The organism is Flavobacterium glycines, assembly GCF_900100165.1.
Lineage (GTDB): Bacteria > Bacteroidota > Bacteroidia > Flavobacteriales > Flavobacteriaceae > Flavobacterium > Flavobacterium glycines.
Genome location: NZ_FNEO01000003.1, coordinates 208644 through 225683 on the forward strand (window position 1 = coordinate 208644; position 17040 = coordinate 225683).

12 protein-coding genes are annotated in these 17040 nt (G+C 31.7%); 4 read left to right on the forward strand and 8 right to left on the reverse strand.

Annotated elements, in window-relative coordinates; translation table 11 throughout:
* Nucleotides 1–117: 117 nt before the first annotated feature.
* Nucleotides 118–4083 (forward strand): PAS domain S-box protein, encoded by a 3966-nt coding sequence (locus BLR17_RS10690; protein ID WP_169817134.1) that lies wholly within the window; start codon nt 118–120, stop codon nt 4081–4083.
* Between the two features lie 470 nt (nt 4084–4553).
* On the opposite strand, the gene BLR17_RS10695 is transcribed toward BLR17_RS10690, so the two are convergent.
* Nucleotides 4554–5867, reverse strand: coding sequence for an ammonium transporter (locus BLR17_RS10695; protein WP_066323528.1), 1314 nt, complete (start codon nt 5865–5867; stop codon nt 4554–4556).
* Nucleotides 5868–6399: 532 nt separating this feature from the next.
* Between BLR17_RS10695 and BLR17_RS10700 the strand changes: the two genes are divergently transcribed.
* Nucleotides 6400–7935: a YifB family Mg chelatase-like AAA ATPase gene (locus tag BLR17_RS10700; RefSeq protein ID WP_066323522.1), complete on the forward strand. Its 1536-nt coding sequence runs from the start codon at nt 6400–6402 to the stop codon at nt 7933–7935.
* A 10-nt stretch (nt 7936–7945) separates the two neighbouring features.
* Here the strand turns inward: BLR17_RS10700 and tilS are convergent, their stop codons facing one another.
* A complete protein-coding gene (gene tilS / locus BLR17_RS10705) occupies nt 7946–9256 on the reverse strand; it encodes a tRNA lysidine(34) synthetase TilS (protein ID WP_066323517.1) in 1311 nt (436 codons plus the stop codon).
* A gap of 16 nt (nt 9257–9272) precedes the next feature.
* The gene (locus tag BLR17_RS10710) at nt 9273–10559 is read right to left on the reverse strand and encodes an anthranilate synthase component I family protein (RefSeq protein ID WP_066323515.1); all 1287 of its coding nucleotides are present in this window, start codon (nt 10557–10559) and stop codon (nt 9273–9275) included.
* Between the two features lie 380 nt (nt 10560–10939).
* Between BLR17_RS10710 and BLR17_RS10715 the strand changes: the two genes are divergently transcribed.
* On the forward strand, nt 10940–11320 hold the full coding sequence (locus BLR17_RS10715; RefSeq protein ID WP_066323513.1) for a DoxX family membrane protein: 381 nt from the start codon (nt 10940–10942) through the stop codon (nt 11318–11320).
* A 62-nt stretch (nt 11321–11382) separates the two neighbouring features.
* Here the strand turns inward: BLR17_RS10715 and lpdA are convergent, their stop codons facing one another.
* On the reverse strand, nt 11383–12786 hold the full coding sequence (gene lpdA, locus BLR17_RS10720) for a dihydrolipoyl dehydrogenase (RefSeq protein ID WP_066323510.1): 1404 nt from the start codon (nt 12784–12786) through the stop codon (nt 11383–11385).
* A 460-nt stretch (nt 12787–13246) separates the two neighbouring features.
* Here lpdA and BLR17_RS10725 point away from each other — a divergent pair, with 460 nt between their 5' ends.
* The gene (locus BLR17_RS10725) at nt 13247–13915 is read left to right on the forward strand and encodes an FAD-binding oxidoreductase (RefSeq protein WP_066323509.1); all 669 of its coding nucleotides are present in this window, start codon (nt 13247–13249) and stop codon (nt 13913–13915) included.
* Between the two features lie 254 nt (nt 13916–14169).
* Here BLR17_RS10725 and BLR17_RS10730 read toward each other — a convergent pair whose 3' ends face one another.
* The 4 genes from BLR17_RS10730 to BLR17_RS10750 all read right to left on the reverse strand — a co-directional run bounded on the left by BLR17_RS10730 (nt 14170) and on the right by BLR17_RS10750 (nt 16916).
* Nucleotides 14170–14424: a hypothetical protein gene (locus BLR17_RS10730; RefSeq protein WP_066323508.1), complete on the reverse strand. Its 255-nt coding sequence runs from the start codon at nt 14422–14424 to the stop codon at nt 14170–14172.
* A 31-nt stretch (nt 14425–14455) separates the two neighbouring features.
* Nucleotides 14456–14911, reverse strand: a complete 456-nt coding sequence (locus tag BLR17_RS10735; RefSeq protein WP_066323507.1) for a GNAT family N-acetyltransferase — start codon at nt 14909–14911, stop codon at nt 14456–14458.
* Between the two features lie 557 nt (nt 14912–15468).
* Nucleotides 15469–15969, reverse strand: a complete 501-nt coding sequence (locus BLR17_RS10745) for a hypothetical protein (RefSeq protein ID WP_139068303.1) — start codon at nt 15967–15969, stop codon at nt 15469–15471.
* Between the two features lie 152 nt (nt 15970–16121).
* Complete coding sequence (locus tag BLR17_RS10750) at nt 16122–16916, reverse strand: abortive infection system antitoxin AbiGi family protein (RefSeq protein WP_066323502.1); 795 nt, start codon at nt 16914–16916, stop codon at nt 16122–16124.
* Between the last annotated feature and the right edge of the window lie 124 nt (nt 16917–17040).

Genomic DNA, 17040 nt, shown 5'->3' on the forward strand with positions numbered 1-17040 from the left:
TTCCGATTTTAATTCCTATACATGGCTTTACAGTATAATTTTATGTTGAAAACGTTTTCAAACAGTGTTGGCTTTAGTGGGGGTAATAATTTTTCATCAATTAATATGTTTGAAATTATGACTCAGCTGCCTATCGATAAAGATCTTTATCGCACTGTTATTCCATTTGTTTTTTTCATCATTTTTCTATTAATATATAAATTCCATAAAATCAAATATACTTTTGGAAACAAGTATGTTAAAAACTTTAATCCCGAAAATTCAGAAAAAAAAGAATACCAACTTTATTTCTTTTTTCTGGGAATAATTGTTTTGATTTTAGAATTAAGCTTTGAATATTTTAAATTAAGACCTCAAAGCATGTTAGTTACTAATGTATGCATTTCATTGTTCTTAATTACAATGTCTTACATCAGTACTCAGTCGGATTTTGTATTTCAAAATATCAAAAAAATATTCAGAATTGTTTTTTTTATAGCATTTCTCAATGTTTGCCGAAACATCATAAAATTTGAAAATGATAATATTCCCTTTTTAAGCTTTCTTTTATTTACCTACTTTTCATTTACAACTCTTAAACCGCAAAGATTATACTGGTTATTTGTTTTGTTTGAATTAAGCTTCCTCATTGGAATTTCATTATTCAAATTAGCACCTGTAAACAGAGTAACGGTAATTTTTAATTACACTTTAATAGTGATTTTTATCAATTTCATCCGTAATATGTCGATAGAAGATTTGAATAATAAATTTCAATTTTACGATCAAATCATCAATAAAGGGAACTCCCTAATTATGGCAAAAGACAGAAACAATAAAATTGTTTTCTGCAGCAAAAGTGCTAAAACTATTTTAGGATATACTACTGACGAATTAATGGATTATGGTTACTATAAACTGACCGATAATCCTGAAAAAACAGTAACAGAAACCTTTGAAAGTCAAATAAATGACAAAACTTTCATTAGAAAATTAAGATGCAAAAATGGAGAATACAAATACATCCAATGGAAAAACAAACAATTTTCGGATAATTTAATTATTGGAATTGGACAAGATATTACCAATGAAATCCAAATTCAAAATCAATATAAAAATCTCGTTCAAAATGCACAGGATTTTATTTATGAGTTAGATTTAAACGGCAAGATCGTATTTGTTAATCATTACACACTAAAGACATTAGGATATACCGAAGATGATATTCTAAAAAAACATTATTCACATTTTATCCGAAAAGATTACCTTACTATCTTAGAATCTTTTTATAAAATAAACGAAGATACTGAAATAGAATTTCCAACTCTTGAAATTCCTATTTTGAAAAAAAACGGCAGTGTAATTTGGATTGCCCAAAAAATTATGATTAGTCGTAATGATTGGGGAAAAACCAGAGGCTATTCAGGAATTGCCCGAGATATTACTTTTGTAAAAAACATTGATATCGAAAAACAAAAAAGAAACGACAAAAACAAAAAGTACACCGAAAGTCTAAAAAACTTTACCGCAAAGAGTTTTTCCAATGAAGAAACTTTAGAAATAAAATTAAAATCAATACTGGAGAACACTACTAAAACTATTGATGTTAACAGAGCAAGTTATTGGGAATATTTAGGAGATAAAATTGTATGCATTCAATCTTATGACTCCGAAAATAAAATATTTACAAATGGATTTGTTCTCACAAAAGAAAAGTATCCTAACTTCTTTTTATCCTTAGAAAACAAAACTCCTATTGTTGCTTCTAACATTAAAAACAACCCTATAACTCAGGAATTATACCCTGATTTACAGGAAAATGCCTTAACTTTTTCGATCATAAAAACTCCGGTTTTTATCAACGGAGAGCTTGTTGGTGTAGTTTGTATCGAATCAGGTCATTCTCCTAAAGAATGGGATAATGAAGATATTAATTTTTCCAGAGCCATCGCTGATAGTATTGCTATTGCACTCGAATCTAAAAAAAGATTAGAAGTAGAACAAAAATTGACTTACAAAAGCGATTTGCTTTCAGCAATGAACTTATGTACTGAGCGCTTTTTGAATGTAAAAAACATCGATAAAGTTTTCGAAGATGTACTTATTATAATTGGAAAAGCAACAAAATCATATCGTAGTTTTTACTACCTAAACAATCCCGGAAACAACACTATTAGTCAAAAATACCGTTGGACAGATGGCCAGAATGAATTAAGCACTTTAGACCCCTCTTTTCAAAATTTACCATATCCGTTTTTTGAAGAATTATTACCTCCTTTATTAGAAAATAAAATTTATCGCAATAATTTTTCTAATGTAAAAAGCGAAAGCCTAAGAGAAAAATTAAAAGTATTAAAAGCCGGTTCAATAATCCTTTTGCCAATTTTTGTCAAAAATAAATTCCACGGTTTTATGGGATTGAACGATTTAGATGAAAATCGTATTTGGGCTGATGATGAAGCTCAAATTTTACAAACTTTAACCATGAATATCGGTTCTTCAATTGATAGAATTGAAAATGAAATAGCGATTAACGAAAGTGAAGAAAAATTTAGATTATTAGCCAATAATATCCCCGGAACAGTTTACCTGTCCGAAAACGATGCCGATTACAGCAAAATATACCTTAATGATGAAATTGAAAAACTAACAGGTTATCCAAAAGAAGATTTTCTTGAAAAAAGAATACGATTCAAAGATTTAATTCATCCCGAAGATGTAGAAAAAACGCTCATTAAATCAGCTCAAAAACTAGCTAAACTAGAACCTTTTCATCTCACCTATCGCATTCTTAATAAAAAAGGTGAAATTGTTTGGATTGATGAATTTGTGGATACCGTAGTTAAAAATGGTGAAATCAAATACATCGAAGGAATCATGCTGGACATCAGTAAACGTAAAGATGCCGAAAAAGCCATTAAAGCAAAAGAATATGCTGAAACAGCCAATAGAGCCAAATCAGAGTTCTTAGCCAATATGAGTCACGAAATCCGAACACCACTTAACGGTATTATCGGATTTACCGATTTATTAATGAAAACAGAACTGGATCATATTCAGGAAAAACATATGATAACAGTAAACCAGTCTGCTCATACTTTATTAGAGATTGTAAATGATATTCTGGATTTCTCAAAAATTGAGGCCGGTAAACTGGAATTGCATATTGAAAAACATGAAATCAAAGAATTAATGCACCAAGTGATTGATTTAATTCAATATGAAGCCAATCAAAAAAACTTAAAATTAGAATTAAATATTGATACTGAAGTACCTCATTTTGCCTGGATTGATATTGTTCGTATCAAGCAGGTACTCATCAATTTATTATCCAATGCTGTTAAATTTACCGAATCTGGCAGCGTTAAACTAAATGTAGATTTAAAAGAAAAAACTACGGATACACAATCCAAAATTCGTTTTTCAGTAATTGACACAGGTATAGGAATTTTAGACAGAAATCAGAAAAAAATATTCAAAGCTTTCTCTCAGGAAGATAGTTCTACAACCAAAAAATTTGGAGGAACAGGACTGGGGTTAACCATTTCTAACAAACTCCTCAATTTAATGAATAGCAGCTTACAACTAAAGAGTGAAATTGGAAAAGGAAGTTGTTTTTATTTTGATATCGATTTAAAAACAAAAGACGAATCTTCAACAAATATAAAAAATGCAAAACCTACAATTGAGATTGACAATACTAACATTGCTACAATTAATCCAAATTTAAAAAATGCTAAAATTTTATTAGTCGAAGACAATAAAATTAATATGTTACTTTTAAAAACCATCATAAAAAACAGTCTTCCCGAAGCTCAGATTTCCGAAGCTTTAAACGGACAGGAAGCTGTCAATAATTTTGAAAATATTAATCCTGATATTATTTTCATGGATATTCAAATGCCTGTAATGAATGGATACGAAGCTTCTGTAGCCATTAGAAAATTGTCAACCGGTAAAGAAGTTCCTATTATTGCCATAACTGCCGGAACTGAGAAAGATGAAAAAAACAAATGTTTCGAGATGGAAATGAACGATTACATTTCGAAACCAATTGTAAAAGGTATCGTAGAAAAAACACTCCTCAAATGGATTAAATCATAAGCTGCCTAAAAATAATTTGATAAGTAAGGAGATATGTTCCAGATCTTTCACTCATAAAATCTTAAGAATAATTATTAGTTTATGAGAGCTTTAAAAAAAGAAGCTATCAAGCAGGTAAATATTTTTGTCCTATTTAATTTAAAAGATATTATACAAATAAAGGGATTGCTATTTAAAGCAATCCCTTTTTATATCCACCGTATTAAATAAAATCCATCCAAAAAAGCAAATCTGCCGGATTATTTTCAGAGTACTTTTTTATTTAATTACAACTGTATTTATCATTCATCATGCTAAAACATATCTTACTAACAAAAAATCATAACGGATTAAACAACTGCTTCTTTATTTCAACTTCTTACTTTTAGATTTTTACCAAAGAAAAAAGCTTAGTTAACGAATTAACTAAGCTTTTTCAATTTATTATAAAGTTAAAAACCTATTGGCAATCAACTATTGAATAGTAATGATTACAAATACTCTCCGTGTTGAGAGATATCTAATCCTAACTCTTCTTTATCTTCACTAACTCTTAATGGAGTGATTTTGTTCACAATGAAGAATAATGCATAAGAAGCACAGAATGCAAAGATTGATACAATTACTAACGCTGTTAATTGGTTAATAAACAATGTAGACTCACCAAAGATAAGACCTTGATCAACAACAGCAGCATTAACTTCTTTAGAAGCAAAAACTCCTGTTAACAACATACCTACCATACCACCTACACCGTGACAAGCAAATACATCTAAAGCATCATCAATTTTACCTTTAGGGAATTTGCTCACCATAAAGTTACTTACAATACTACTGAATAAACCGATGAAGATAGCGTGTGGTAAACTTACAAAACCAGCAGCCGGAGTAATAGCAACTAAACCTACAACTGTACCAATACAAGCTCCCATAGCAGATAATTTATGACCTAAAATTTTATCCATAAATACCCAAGCCATACCTGCAGCAGCAGCAGCAACTGTAGTTGTTCCTAAAGCCTGAACAGCTAATCCATTAGATCCTAAAGCTGAACCAGCGTTGAAACCAAACCATCCAAACCATAATAAACCAGTTCCTAATAATACATAAGTAATACGAGCTGGATTTACTTTTTGTACCTTTCTTTTTCCTAAGAATATAGCTCCTGCTAAAGCAGCCCAACCAGCACTCATGTGTACTACAGTACCTCCGGCAAAATCCAATACTCCCATTTTGAAGAATAATCCATCAGGATGCCAAGTCATATGACATAATGGAGCATAGATTATTAAAATAAATAAAACCATGAACAACATGTATGCCCAAAAACGAACTCTTTCTGCAAATGCCCCAGTAATTAAAGCTGGAGTAATAATCGCAAATTTAGCCTGAAACAAAGCAAATAACATAAAAGGAATTGTACCTGCTAAACTCCATGCAGTATTAGTACCTACACCCTGAAAAAATGGATAAGTTGTTGGATCTCCAATGATTCCGCCCATTGTAGTTCCAAAGGACAAACTAAATCCTACTACAATCCATAAAACTGTTACAATAATCATTGCCATAAAACTTTGCAACATAGTACTGATAACATTTTTTTTACCAACCATACCTCCATAGAAAAATCCTAATCCCGGAGTCATGATTAATACTAAAGCTGTCGCAACGATCATCCAGGCAGTATCTCCTGTATCAAATTTAACAGCTTCTGAAGGAACTGGATTTCCAGTTAAAATAAAACTTGAAAATAGTGTAACGACTAACATCGCAATCATAATAACACTTAAACTTACTTTTCTCATTATTTTTTTGGTTTTAAAATTTTCTCAAAAATATAAAACTAAGAACAACCCCCATAAAAATACCCCCTATTTCTTTTAACTTTTATCATTTATATAGTTTACCCCCCTAAATTTTAACGTATAAAACTATAAAACATGTAAAAAATAACGATTTGTTAAATTCAAATGTTCCATAATTTTGATTTCTCAAAAAACACAGCTGTTTTTTTACAGTCAAAACTTACACAACTTATAATAATGCAACCAAAAACGATTTTGTCTGGTGTTTTTTTTAATAAAATCTCAATTTCACAGATAATGTATGTCAAAAAACCAATAAAAAAACGAAATAATCAAATCAATCATTTTTTATAAAATACCTCATCATTTGCAAACTATAAATACAAATCAGAAACAACATTTAGAATAATCTCTTTTGAAGCTATAAAATATCATAAAAATAGCACAATAAAAAATAGTGTTGTAAACAAAAAATATTTATTTTTAAAAAATATCTTACTAAAGTTAATTGTTTCCATATAATATATTCAGTATGCTAATAAAAGTATTTGGAAGTGCTGTTTTTGGTGTTGAAGCCACAACCATTACAGTTGAAGTAAATATTGACAAAGGAGTAGGCTATCATCTGGTGGGTTTGCCTGACAATGCCATAAAAGAAAGCAGCTACCGAATTGCAGCCGCACTAAAAAACAATGGTTATGTATTACCTGGTAAAAAAATAACCATCAATATGGCTCCCGCTGATCTACGCAAAGAAGGTTCTGCATATGATCTCACACTTGCCTTAGGAATTCTTGTTGCTTCCGGACAAATAAAAGGAGATGCTATTGATAAATACATTATAATGGGCGAATTGTCTCTTGACGGAAGTTTACAACCTATAAAAGGCGCTTTACCTATTGCTATTAAAGCCAAAGAAGAAGGTTTTAAAGGCTTTTTTCTACCCAAACACAATGTAAAAGAAGCGGCTATAGTAAAAGATTTAGATGTTTACGGAGTTGAAAATGTTCAGGAAGTGATTGATTTCTTTGAAGGAAAAGGCAATTTAGAACCTACAAAAATTGATACACGAGCCGAATTTTACAAAGATTTGGATTTTCCTGAATTTGATTTTTCAGATGTCAAAGGTCAGGAAAGCATCAAAAGATGTATGGAAATTGCCGCAGCAGGCGGACATAATATAATTCTGATTGGCCCTCCGGGAGCAGGAAAAACCATGCTTGCCAAACGCTTACCCAGCATCCTCCCTCCCATGACGTTACACGAAGCCTTAGAAACTACTAAAATTCATAGTGTAGCCGGAAAACTGAAAGAAGTAGGATTGATGAATCAACGTCCATTCCGAAGCCCGCATCATACTATTTCTAATGTAGCATTAGTTGGTGGCGGCAGTTATCCACAACCGGGAGAAATTTCCATGGCTCACAATGGCGTCTTATTTTTGGATGAATTACCCGAATTCAAGCGTGACGTTCTCGAAGTGATGCGCCAGCCTCTGGAAGACCGCGAAGTAACAATATCCAGAGCCAAATTTACGGTAACCTACCCTTCTTCATTCATGTTGGTTGCCAGTATGAATCCCAGTCCGAGTGGTTTTTTTAACGATCCCAACGCTGCACAAACGGCATCACCTTATGAAATGCAACGCTATCTAAGTAAAATTTCCGGACCTCTACTGGACAGAATTGACATTCATATCGAAGTTACTCCTGTCCCTTTTGAAAAATTATCCGATAATCAAAAAGCCGAAAGTAGCATGACTATTCGACAAAGAGTCACTTCTGCACGCGAAATTCAATCACTACGATTTGAAAAAATGGAAAACATACATTATAATGCTCAAATGAATACCAAACACATTCGGGAATTTTGCGTTTTGGACGAAGATTCTAAAACTTTACTAAAAAACGCTATGGAGCGTTTAAATCTTTCGGCTCGGGCTTATGACCGCATTTTGAAAGTAGCACGCACAATATCTGATTTAGAAGCTTCTGAAAAAGTACAATCCAATCATATTGCCGAAGCTATTCAATATAGAAGTTTGGACAGAGATGGTTGGTTGGGTTAATATGTCTGGTTTATGATTCTAAATCAATTTTCAGAATTTTTTTTGTTGAATCGTCAATTTTAAATCGTTCATCCTGACGGATTCCCACAACCCAAACGATTTCATTTGCTGACCAAAGTACCCATGTATTTTCTTTTTCTATCAATGATAATTTTTCATCTTTAAAAAGCTTGCTGAGCTTTTTAGTTTTTCCGTTCATTCCAAAAGGTTGAAAAGAATCACCTTCCTCCCATCGTTTTAAAACTAAAGGGAAAGTCAATTTATCTTCATCAACAAAAATTGTTGTATGCGAAGCTTTAGAAATTTCATTCACTCTTGAAAAAACTAACATTAATGGATTTTCAATTTCTTGAGTGTCTTTTTCAATCAAATAAACGGTTTCATCTCCTTCCTGAATCGGACTCAAAATTAATTGCATTCGATCTTTTAGCAATCGGTAATCACTTGAAAAAACCTGTTTCCCAGATTGGCTTTCTACTAAATCATAAATATCCTCCCAAGCCGTAAAACCAAACTCTTTTAACCATTGGTACAAATAGGATTTATAATTGGGTAATCGCAATAATTGCTTTAAATCAATTCGAATAGTCTCACCCTCTTCCTGAGCTACCTGCTGATAAACCATAACTGCAGCATCTTCAACTAATTCTTGAGATTCTTTTAAATAACTACACGTTTTTTCAAAAGATTCCAAAAAATGCGGATTCAATTCTTTCAACAAAGGAACAATATGATGTCTGATTTTATTTCGCAGATATTTATCAGAAGCATTGCTGCTGTCTTCACGCCATTGAATATGATTTTGTGCAGCATATTCCTGAATCTCTTCTCTCGAAAAAGGCAATAAGGGACGGATAATTTTATCATTCTGCTCCGGAATTCCCACCAGTCCGTCTAAACCGGTTCCTCTGCTCAAATTAATAATAAAAGTTTCAATAACATCATCGGCATGATGCGCGGTAATAATATAATCATAACTCTCTGTTTCCAAAAGCTCATAAAACCAATTGTAACGCAATTCCCGAGCTGCAATTTGAATCGAAAGTTTGTAATCTTTTGCAAAAGCTTCGGTATCAAACTGTGTCAAAAACAACGGAATTTCATTTGCCTCAGCATAATCCTGAATAAATTTTTGATCCCCAAAACTTTCTAATCCTCGCAATTGAAAATTACAGTGACACATTGCAATATCATAATTCAACTCATGTAATAAATGAACCAAAACCATACTATCAATTCCTCCACTGGTAGCCAGCAAAAGCTTAGCATTTTCCAAAAAAGGAAAATTTTGATTGAGGTTTTCTTTGAGTTTATCGAGCATTTTCTATGATTTAGAATTATTGTAAAACTTCAAACATGGCTTTAGCTTTCAACAGACATTCTTCATATTCCTTTTCAGGTACGGAAAGCGAAGTAATTGCACTTCCTACCGAAAAAGAAAGGTATTTATTCTCCTGATTGTACAATATACTTCGGATTACCACATTAAAATCGAAATCACCTTCAGGAGTAAAATACCCCACTGCTCCGCTATACAAACCTCTTTTGGTTTCTTCCAGTTCTTCAATGATTTTCATTACCGAAATCTTAGGAGCTCCCGTCATACTTCCCATAGGAAAAGTATATTTTAAAGCATCAACTGCAGTATATTGCGCATCCAGTTTTGAAGTAATCGTTGAAATCATTTGGTGCACCTGCAAAAACGAATAAATCCCACACAATTCCGTTACCTGAACCGAACCTTTTTGTGCCGTATGTGATAAATCATTCCGCACTAAATCGGTAATCATAATATTCTCGGCACGTTCTTTAGAATCTGCGGCTAATTTATTCTTTGAAGCCTCATCTTCAATTGGGTCTGTAAATCGTTTGGCTGTTCCTTTTATAGGCTGCGAAATAAGCAACTCTCCTTCTTTTTTCAAATAACGCTCCGGAGAAGCCGACAACAAATAATGCTTGTAATTTTTGAAAAAAACAGCAAATGGCGGTTTCGAGATTTCATTCAATTTCAAAAAAGTCTCAACGGGTTCTATTTGGACATTTTCAGCATAAAATTCCATGCAGAAATTAGCTTCATATGTATCGCCATGATGAATATATTCTAACATTTTAGACACTTTTTCCCGATAAGCTTCTTTCGAAATTCGCTGTTGAATTTCAACATTAGGAGTCTGACTTTCAAACTCAGTAATAATAGTTGTAATTTCTTCCCAATCTGCTTCAAATTCGTCATCACAAAAATGCAGATAACGAATTTCAAGTTCGTTTCCTTTCGCTAAAAAGAGTTTTTTTGGTTGGAAGAAAAACAAATCCGGAAAACCTAAGCCATCAAAATTGTTTGATTTTAATTCTTCAGTATCATTTTTTAAATCATACGACAAATAACCAAAAACCCAATCCCTGCCGGATTGCTGATATTGTTTTAAATCTTCAAAAGCATTAAAATAATCCGTTTTTATAGAAGTAAAAGCATCAACCGCGAGAATCCAATCGTAACTCGAATATTCTTGTTGGTATTGATTGCTATCCATAAAAGCCACTTCCCGAAATTGTTGTGACCACAATAAAAGCTGTTTTTTAATGTCGGCGAAATGCGTTATGTCTTGTTTAAAGGATGTTCTCAAAGCAAAATTTTAAAAAGTAAAATTACAATAAAAATAAGACTTATCTTTTATTGATTTTAGAGATTTCAACTTAATAAAGTTTCTAAAAAATCATCCAAAAAGATTAATTCTCCCCTTGTTTTATCCTAATAAATAATTAATTGATTATCAAATTAACATTATAACAAATAATAATTACCTATTTTAAGAAAAATGAGTTCTATTTTTTGTAAATTTACAATACAACAGAAAACTAAATAACTTCATGACACAATCCTGATTGTTCACAAAGTTCGTTTTTCTGATATGTACGGTTATCCAGGGAGAGTTTTTACCAAAATGAAAGTGACGAACCGCAACAGATTTTTTTTGATTTGTTAACCCATAAAACCTAATATATCATGAAAATTGCAACCCTTATTGTTCGTACGCTCATGGGAGCCATATTTCTTTGTACTTCTATTAGTTATTTTGTACTCTCCAATCCGGAACCAGCTACAACAGGTGATTTCAAAGCTTTTCAAGTAGGATTAATCGCTTCAACCTATTTGATGCCATTAGCTAAATCTGTTGAGTTTTTATGCGGATTGTCTTTTCTAACCGGAAAATTCACAACACTAGCCAACATTATAATTTTCCCTGTTATTATCAATATTTTATTGATTAATTACTTTTTAACCCCAAACAACCTTCCTATAGGTATTGCTGTTTTTCTGGGGAATCTATTCCTAATTTACAGCCATTGGAAAAATTACGAAGGATTATTTAAAATGAATGGTTAAAAATCATAAAACCCGTTCCAATATCAATCGGAACGGGTTTCTATTTTTAGAAAGCAATTCAATTAAACGTGTAGCGCTCTGTTATCAGTTGCTGCTAATGCTGCTTCTTTTACCGCTTCCGCAAATGTTGGATGCGCGTGAGACATTCTTGAAATATCTTCAGCAGAAGCTTTGTATTCCATAGCTACAACCGCTTCAGCAATTAAATCAGCTGTTCTTGCACCAATCATGTGAACTCCAAGAACTTCATCCGTTTTAGCATCAGCAAGGATTTTTACAAATCCATCTAAATCAGCACTTGCTCTTGCACGTCCTAAAGCTTTAAATGGAAAACTTCCTGATTTGTAAGCTACACCAGCTGCTTTCAATTGCTCTTCTGTTTGTCCAACAGCAGCAACTTCCGGCCAGGTATAAACAACACCAGGAATTAAGTTATAATCAATATGTGGTTTTTGACCAGCTAAGATTTCAGCAACCATAGTTCCTTCTTCTTCTGCTTTGTGAGCCAACATCGCACCACGTACCACGTCACCAATTGCATAAATATTAGAAGCAGAAGTTTGTAAATGATCGTTTACTTCAACTTGCCCTCTTTCTGAAATTTTAACTCCTGCTGCTTCAGCGTTCAATCCATCTGTATAAGGACGACGACCTACAGAAACTAATGAATAATCTCCTTCTAAAGTAATTACTTCACCTTTAGCATTCTCAGCTTTCACAGTAACAACATCTCCTGCTCTTTCAACAGATTGAACTTTGTGAGAAGTATAGAATTTCATTCCTTGTTTTTTCAACACTTTCGTCAACTCTTTAGACAAAGCACCGTCCATTCCAGGAATAATTCTATCCATGAATTCTACAACAGAAACCTGAGCTCCAAGACGCAAGTAAACTTGTCCAAGTTCAATTCCGATAACTCCACCACCAATGATAACAAGGTGTTTAGGCACTTCTGTTAAACTTAAAGCTTCAGTAGAAGTAATAATTCTTTCTTTATCAATTGAAATAAAAGGCAAAGAAGAAGGCTTAGAACCAGTAGCAATAATAGTATGTTTAGCTTCAATAGTCTCAGAAGTTCCATCCGCTTTTGCAACAGCAATATGTGTAGCATCAACAAAAGAACCTAAACCGTTGAAAACAGTGATGTTATTTTTATCCATCAGGTAGTTGATTCCACCGGAAGTCTGATCCACAACTGCTTTTTTACGGGCAATCATTTTCTCTAAATTAACTTTTACCTCTCCCGAAACCTCGATTCCGTGATCGGCAAAATGAGCAATTTCAGCATAATGGTGAGAAGAAGATAACAAGGCTTTTGAAGGAATACATCCTACATTCAAACAAGTTCCTCCCAATGTGGAATATTTTTCGATAATAGCTGTTTTGAAGCCTAGTTGCGCACAACGAATCGCTGATACATATCCTCCAGGTCCAGAACCTATAACGACTACGTCAAATGAATTCATAGTATATTTTGTTTTTTATTATTTTTAAAAGTCGAAGAGCAAAAATAGGGAATTCTATTTTGTTTAAAGTTTAAAAAATAAGATATTTTGTTAGGTTTTTATCATGCTTTTTAAAATTTGGAACACAGATGAAACTGATATAACAGATAAAAAACGGATTTTTATTCTTTGACAGCCTTTGTAGCAATAGTCCCATCAAATATCCAGACTGCACTAACAATTGTGGTAAATCTGTTCGATCGGGTAAAAAGTTTTTAAAATTTTACCGCAAAGTACACAATGCTTTTTCTGCTGATTGTATAAGAGAACGTAAAGTTTGCAAAAAACAGATTAAAATCTAAAAACCAACAATTTAACCACTCGTAATTTCATAAAACCTGATCATTTTTTCGTAAATTTAATACTCGTTTTTAAAGTTTTGGTATCCACTTGAGTCTTAACCCTTCAAAAAAAAATTATTATGGATAATTATGTTGTTAAAGTCCTGCAAGCTGTTTTCATCACCCATGATGTAAAACGTTTTGTTGTCGAAAAACCGGAAGGATATCATTTCATTCCCGGTCAGGCAACAGAAGTTTCCATCAACCTACCGGAATGGAAAGATGAATTAAGACCTTTTACATTTACCTGCCTGAGAGACGAAAACCATCTCGAATTCATAATTAAAATTTACAACGACCATAAAGGGGTTACGGCCATGCTGGGTCGTGTGAACAAAGGAGATGAGTTAATTATTCGCGATGTTTGGGGAGCTATCCAATATAAAAAACCGGGAATATTTATTGCCGGTGGTGCAGGAATTACTCCTTTTATTGCTATTTTCAGGGATTTGTATCAAAAAGACCAATTAAAAGGAAACCGACTTATCTACTCCAATAAAACCTCAGAAGATGTCATCTTGGCTGAGGAATTACAAAAAATGCTTGGCGATGATTTCATCAATATCTTTACCAGAGAAAATGTCACCGGATTTATGGGTAAAAGGATAGACCGTAAATACCTAATAGAAAATATTGCCGATTTCGGGCAACATTTTTACATCTGTGGACCATCTACTTTTGTAAAAAGTATCAGCAATTTATTGATCGAATTAGGCGCAACCGCTGATGAAGTTGTTTTTGAAAAATAAAATTGACCCTAAATATTTACTCGGGAATTTTTATTATTAGATTTCCTAAACTGTCGAAGAAAGAACTATCTTTCAAAATAATTTCATCGTTCAATGACATATTTTGTAATTTTCTACAAAGTCTTTCGTAAACTTTTTAATTTCTTTACTTGGGTTTGTTATACCTTCTTCTTGCATTTCTTTTCTAATAGTATAAATGTCTAGATAATGTTTAACATCGAGCTTTTCCATGTCATGTATTAATTAGTTTTTTGTTATATCTTATTCAACATTTTATATATTAAAAAGACAATAAAAATTATATTAATCAAATACCATAAATACAAACTAATGTAATTTACTTTTTGCCAAAAAGTCATACTGGCTAAACTCCAATACTCACCTTTACTTTCCTCATAAGTATCATCATAACCCATTAACATCACTCCAAGAAAAAGATACACAACTAAATCAAAAACAATTAACCCAATTGCGATTAAGATGTTTTTTAATGTGAATAGTTTTTTCATTTATAATATAGGTTTCAGTCCCCTTCCTGTTTTATTTTAATTCTTTTTCAAAACATACACTATTTTCAGCATTTATATATTCTCCAAAATTTGGTATTATTTTATAATCATTCTTCTTGTAAAACCCAATTGCATACTGTTTTTCTTTAAGTGTTTCCAGTATGCATTTCTTAAACTTCAGTTCATTCCCCCACTTTTCCAATTCACTCAATATTATTGTTGCTATTCCTTTTCCACGATAAGTTGGAAGGACGTACATTCTTTTAATTTCAGCTTCACTTTTTGAAAACTTTTTAATTCCTCCGCAACCAACAGGCTTATCTTCCTCATCATACACAACTATAGCATATGCTATTTTTTCAATATTATTCAGTTTTTCATAAAAAGATTGTTCTTCTTTATAATATACTCCTAAATCAACATCTAATTCATCAACCAATTTTTGAAAATCTTCATTCCTAGAATCTGTTCTCTTTATTGTTATCATTTTTCTCGTCTTGTTATTTGTTTTTTCGCAATTAGTTACAACATTTTGGATTCAACTAACTGAGTAAATCACTCGGTTTAAACAAAAAAAATCTAAACCCTTTACTATTGCGAGCGCCAGCATGGATTCTATTCCTATTAAAATATTTTTAAAAGTAAAAAGTTTTTCATTTATAAAAATTAAAGAATACCTACGTTAATACATAAAAACTTTTTCAAATCTATTCTAACAATAAAATTGCTATCATTATAAGAAACCATATAACAGTTGCAAAATTTATAATGAGCCACATTACTCTGTACTTAATTTTTAATTTTAAATTATTAATTATATATACACTGTTAACAATAGCCCACATAAAACCAAGTAACCATAAAGCAAAACAAAACATTTTTCCTGTTGAATAAATCCAATGATATTCTAAAAAGAATCTATATCTGTCAGTGAGTAGAGAAATCCCTATTCCTATGAATGGAACTATAGGAATTAAAAGTGCATACTTTTGATATTTATTCAACTTTAAATTCATCTAATTTTATCGGTTAACTTAATTCATTCTACTCGTTATCAACTGAAATTGTAATTGTATTGATTATTAGCATACCATTACCAATTGTATTCTTAACTTGTGGCAAATCATCAAAATCTTTACCTAGATAATCATGCTGAGTTAACTGCTTGATATATTTTACAGAGCCTAGTTCAAATTTTATGTTTGGTATATCTAAAAAGTCAATTGATAAATTATTAATAACTATTCTGTCTAAATTCGATTTATATTTTTTTTGAATTAAAAGATCATTTAAAAAAATAAATCCATTACTATCATTTTTTCTTATTATCTGAATTATTTTGTTTTTTCTGTCAATACTGACTTTCAAAATATTTTTTTCATCCAAATATGTATGAACTAAATCAATTTCTTGAGAATCTAAAAAAACTTTATAACCATTGCTATTTAATTCGGATAATTCAAATTGTGAAAAGTTAATCTTATTAATAGAGCAAGACATAACCAATACCATTAAACCAATAAGTACAAAATAGATTCTTTTCATTACTAATTTTATCATTTAATAAGCTAATCATTGTGTTTATAAATCCAAATGGTCTCAAAATATGATTTAACATTTATTTTCAGCAGGATTAAGACCGTGAGAAAAAATTCTGCGCTAACTGTTGTGATAAATCTGCACGGTCATAATTTTATTTAGAAGTCTTCAAGTATCTGCTCAGAAGAAATTATTTTTGTTTTTAATATTTTAATTTCATCAGATGTATATAATCCTTTCATAGAATCTAAAGCATCAAACAATGCAATCATTTCATTTTCTTTATTGACAATAATGTATTTGACGTCTTCAGATTTAAACTTTAAAGAGAAATCTTTTGCAATTGTATCATTTGCAGAGGCTCTTTTAATATCATTTAAAAACTCTTCTTTTGTAAGACGATAGTGACCATCCTCAACTTTCAAAAAAGGAACATACCTCCATTCTCGTTCATCGTAGAATCTCTTGTCAACATATGTGTTTATTCTCCACATTTGCCCGCTATATGGTTTGTAAAAACCTGATAATTCAAAAAGTGCAACTAATGGATTTTCTTCCATCGGTAAATCTTTAAAGGCAGTTGATCCACTTGCTGTGGCTGTAGCTGATGCGCCACCAATTAATTGACCGAGCTGCATCAGATATTTAATTTGAGTTGAATTATCATGTATATATGTTAATGGGGTCAAACCATTTTTTTTACCCCAATCTTTGGACAACCCTATACCATATGATCCATAAAATTGTAAATGTCTATCTATTTTTGATAGAGGTAGGTCGCAGAAACAAGTCATGGGAACTGCGGATTCACTCTTTGAATCCTTAGAAAAAAATAAGTCATAACCTAGTTCTTCTAAACAAAATTTTGGAGCAAAACCATTCTTTAAAATGCTAATTATTCTCTCAGCTGAATTAGTGAAATGGAATAATGTATTAGAAGAAATTACAGACATATATATTTAAATTACAGTAAAATTAAACAAACACACAAATTTAAAAATATTTCTTACACATGAAAGACCATTTACTTTAAAAACAAAAAAAAGCTACACTCCAAAAACGAAGCATAGCTCTTTT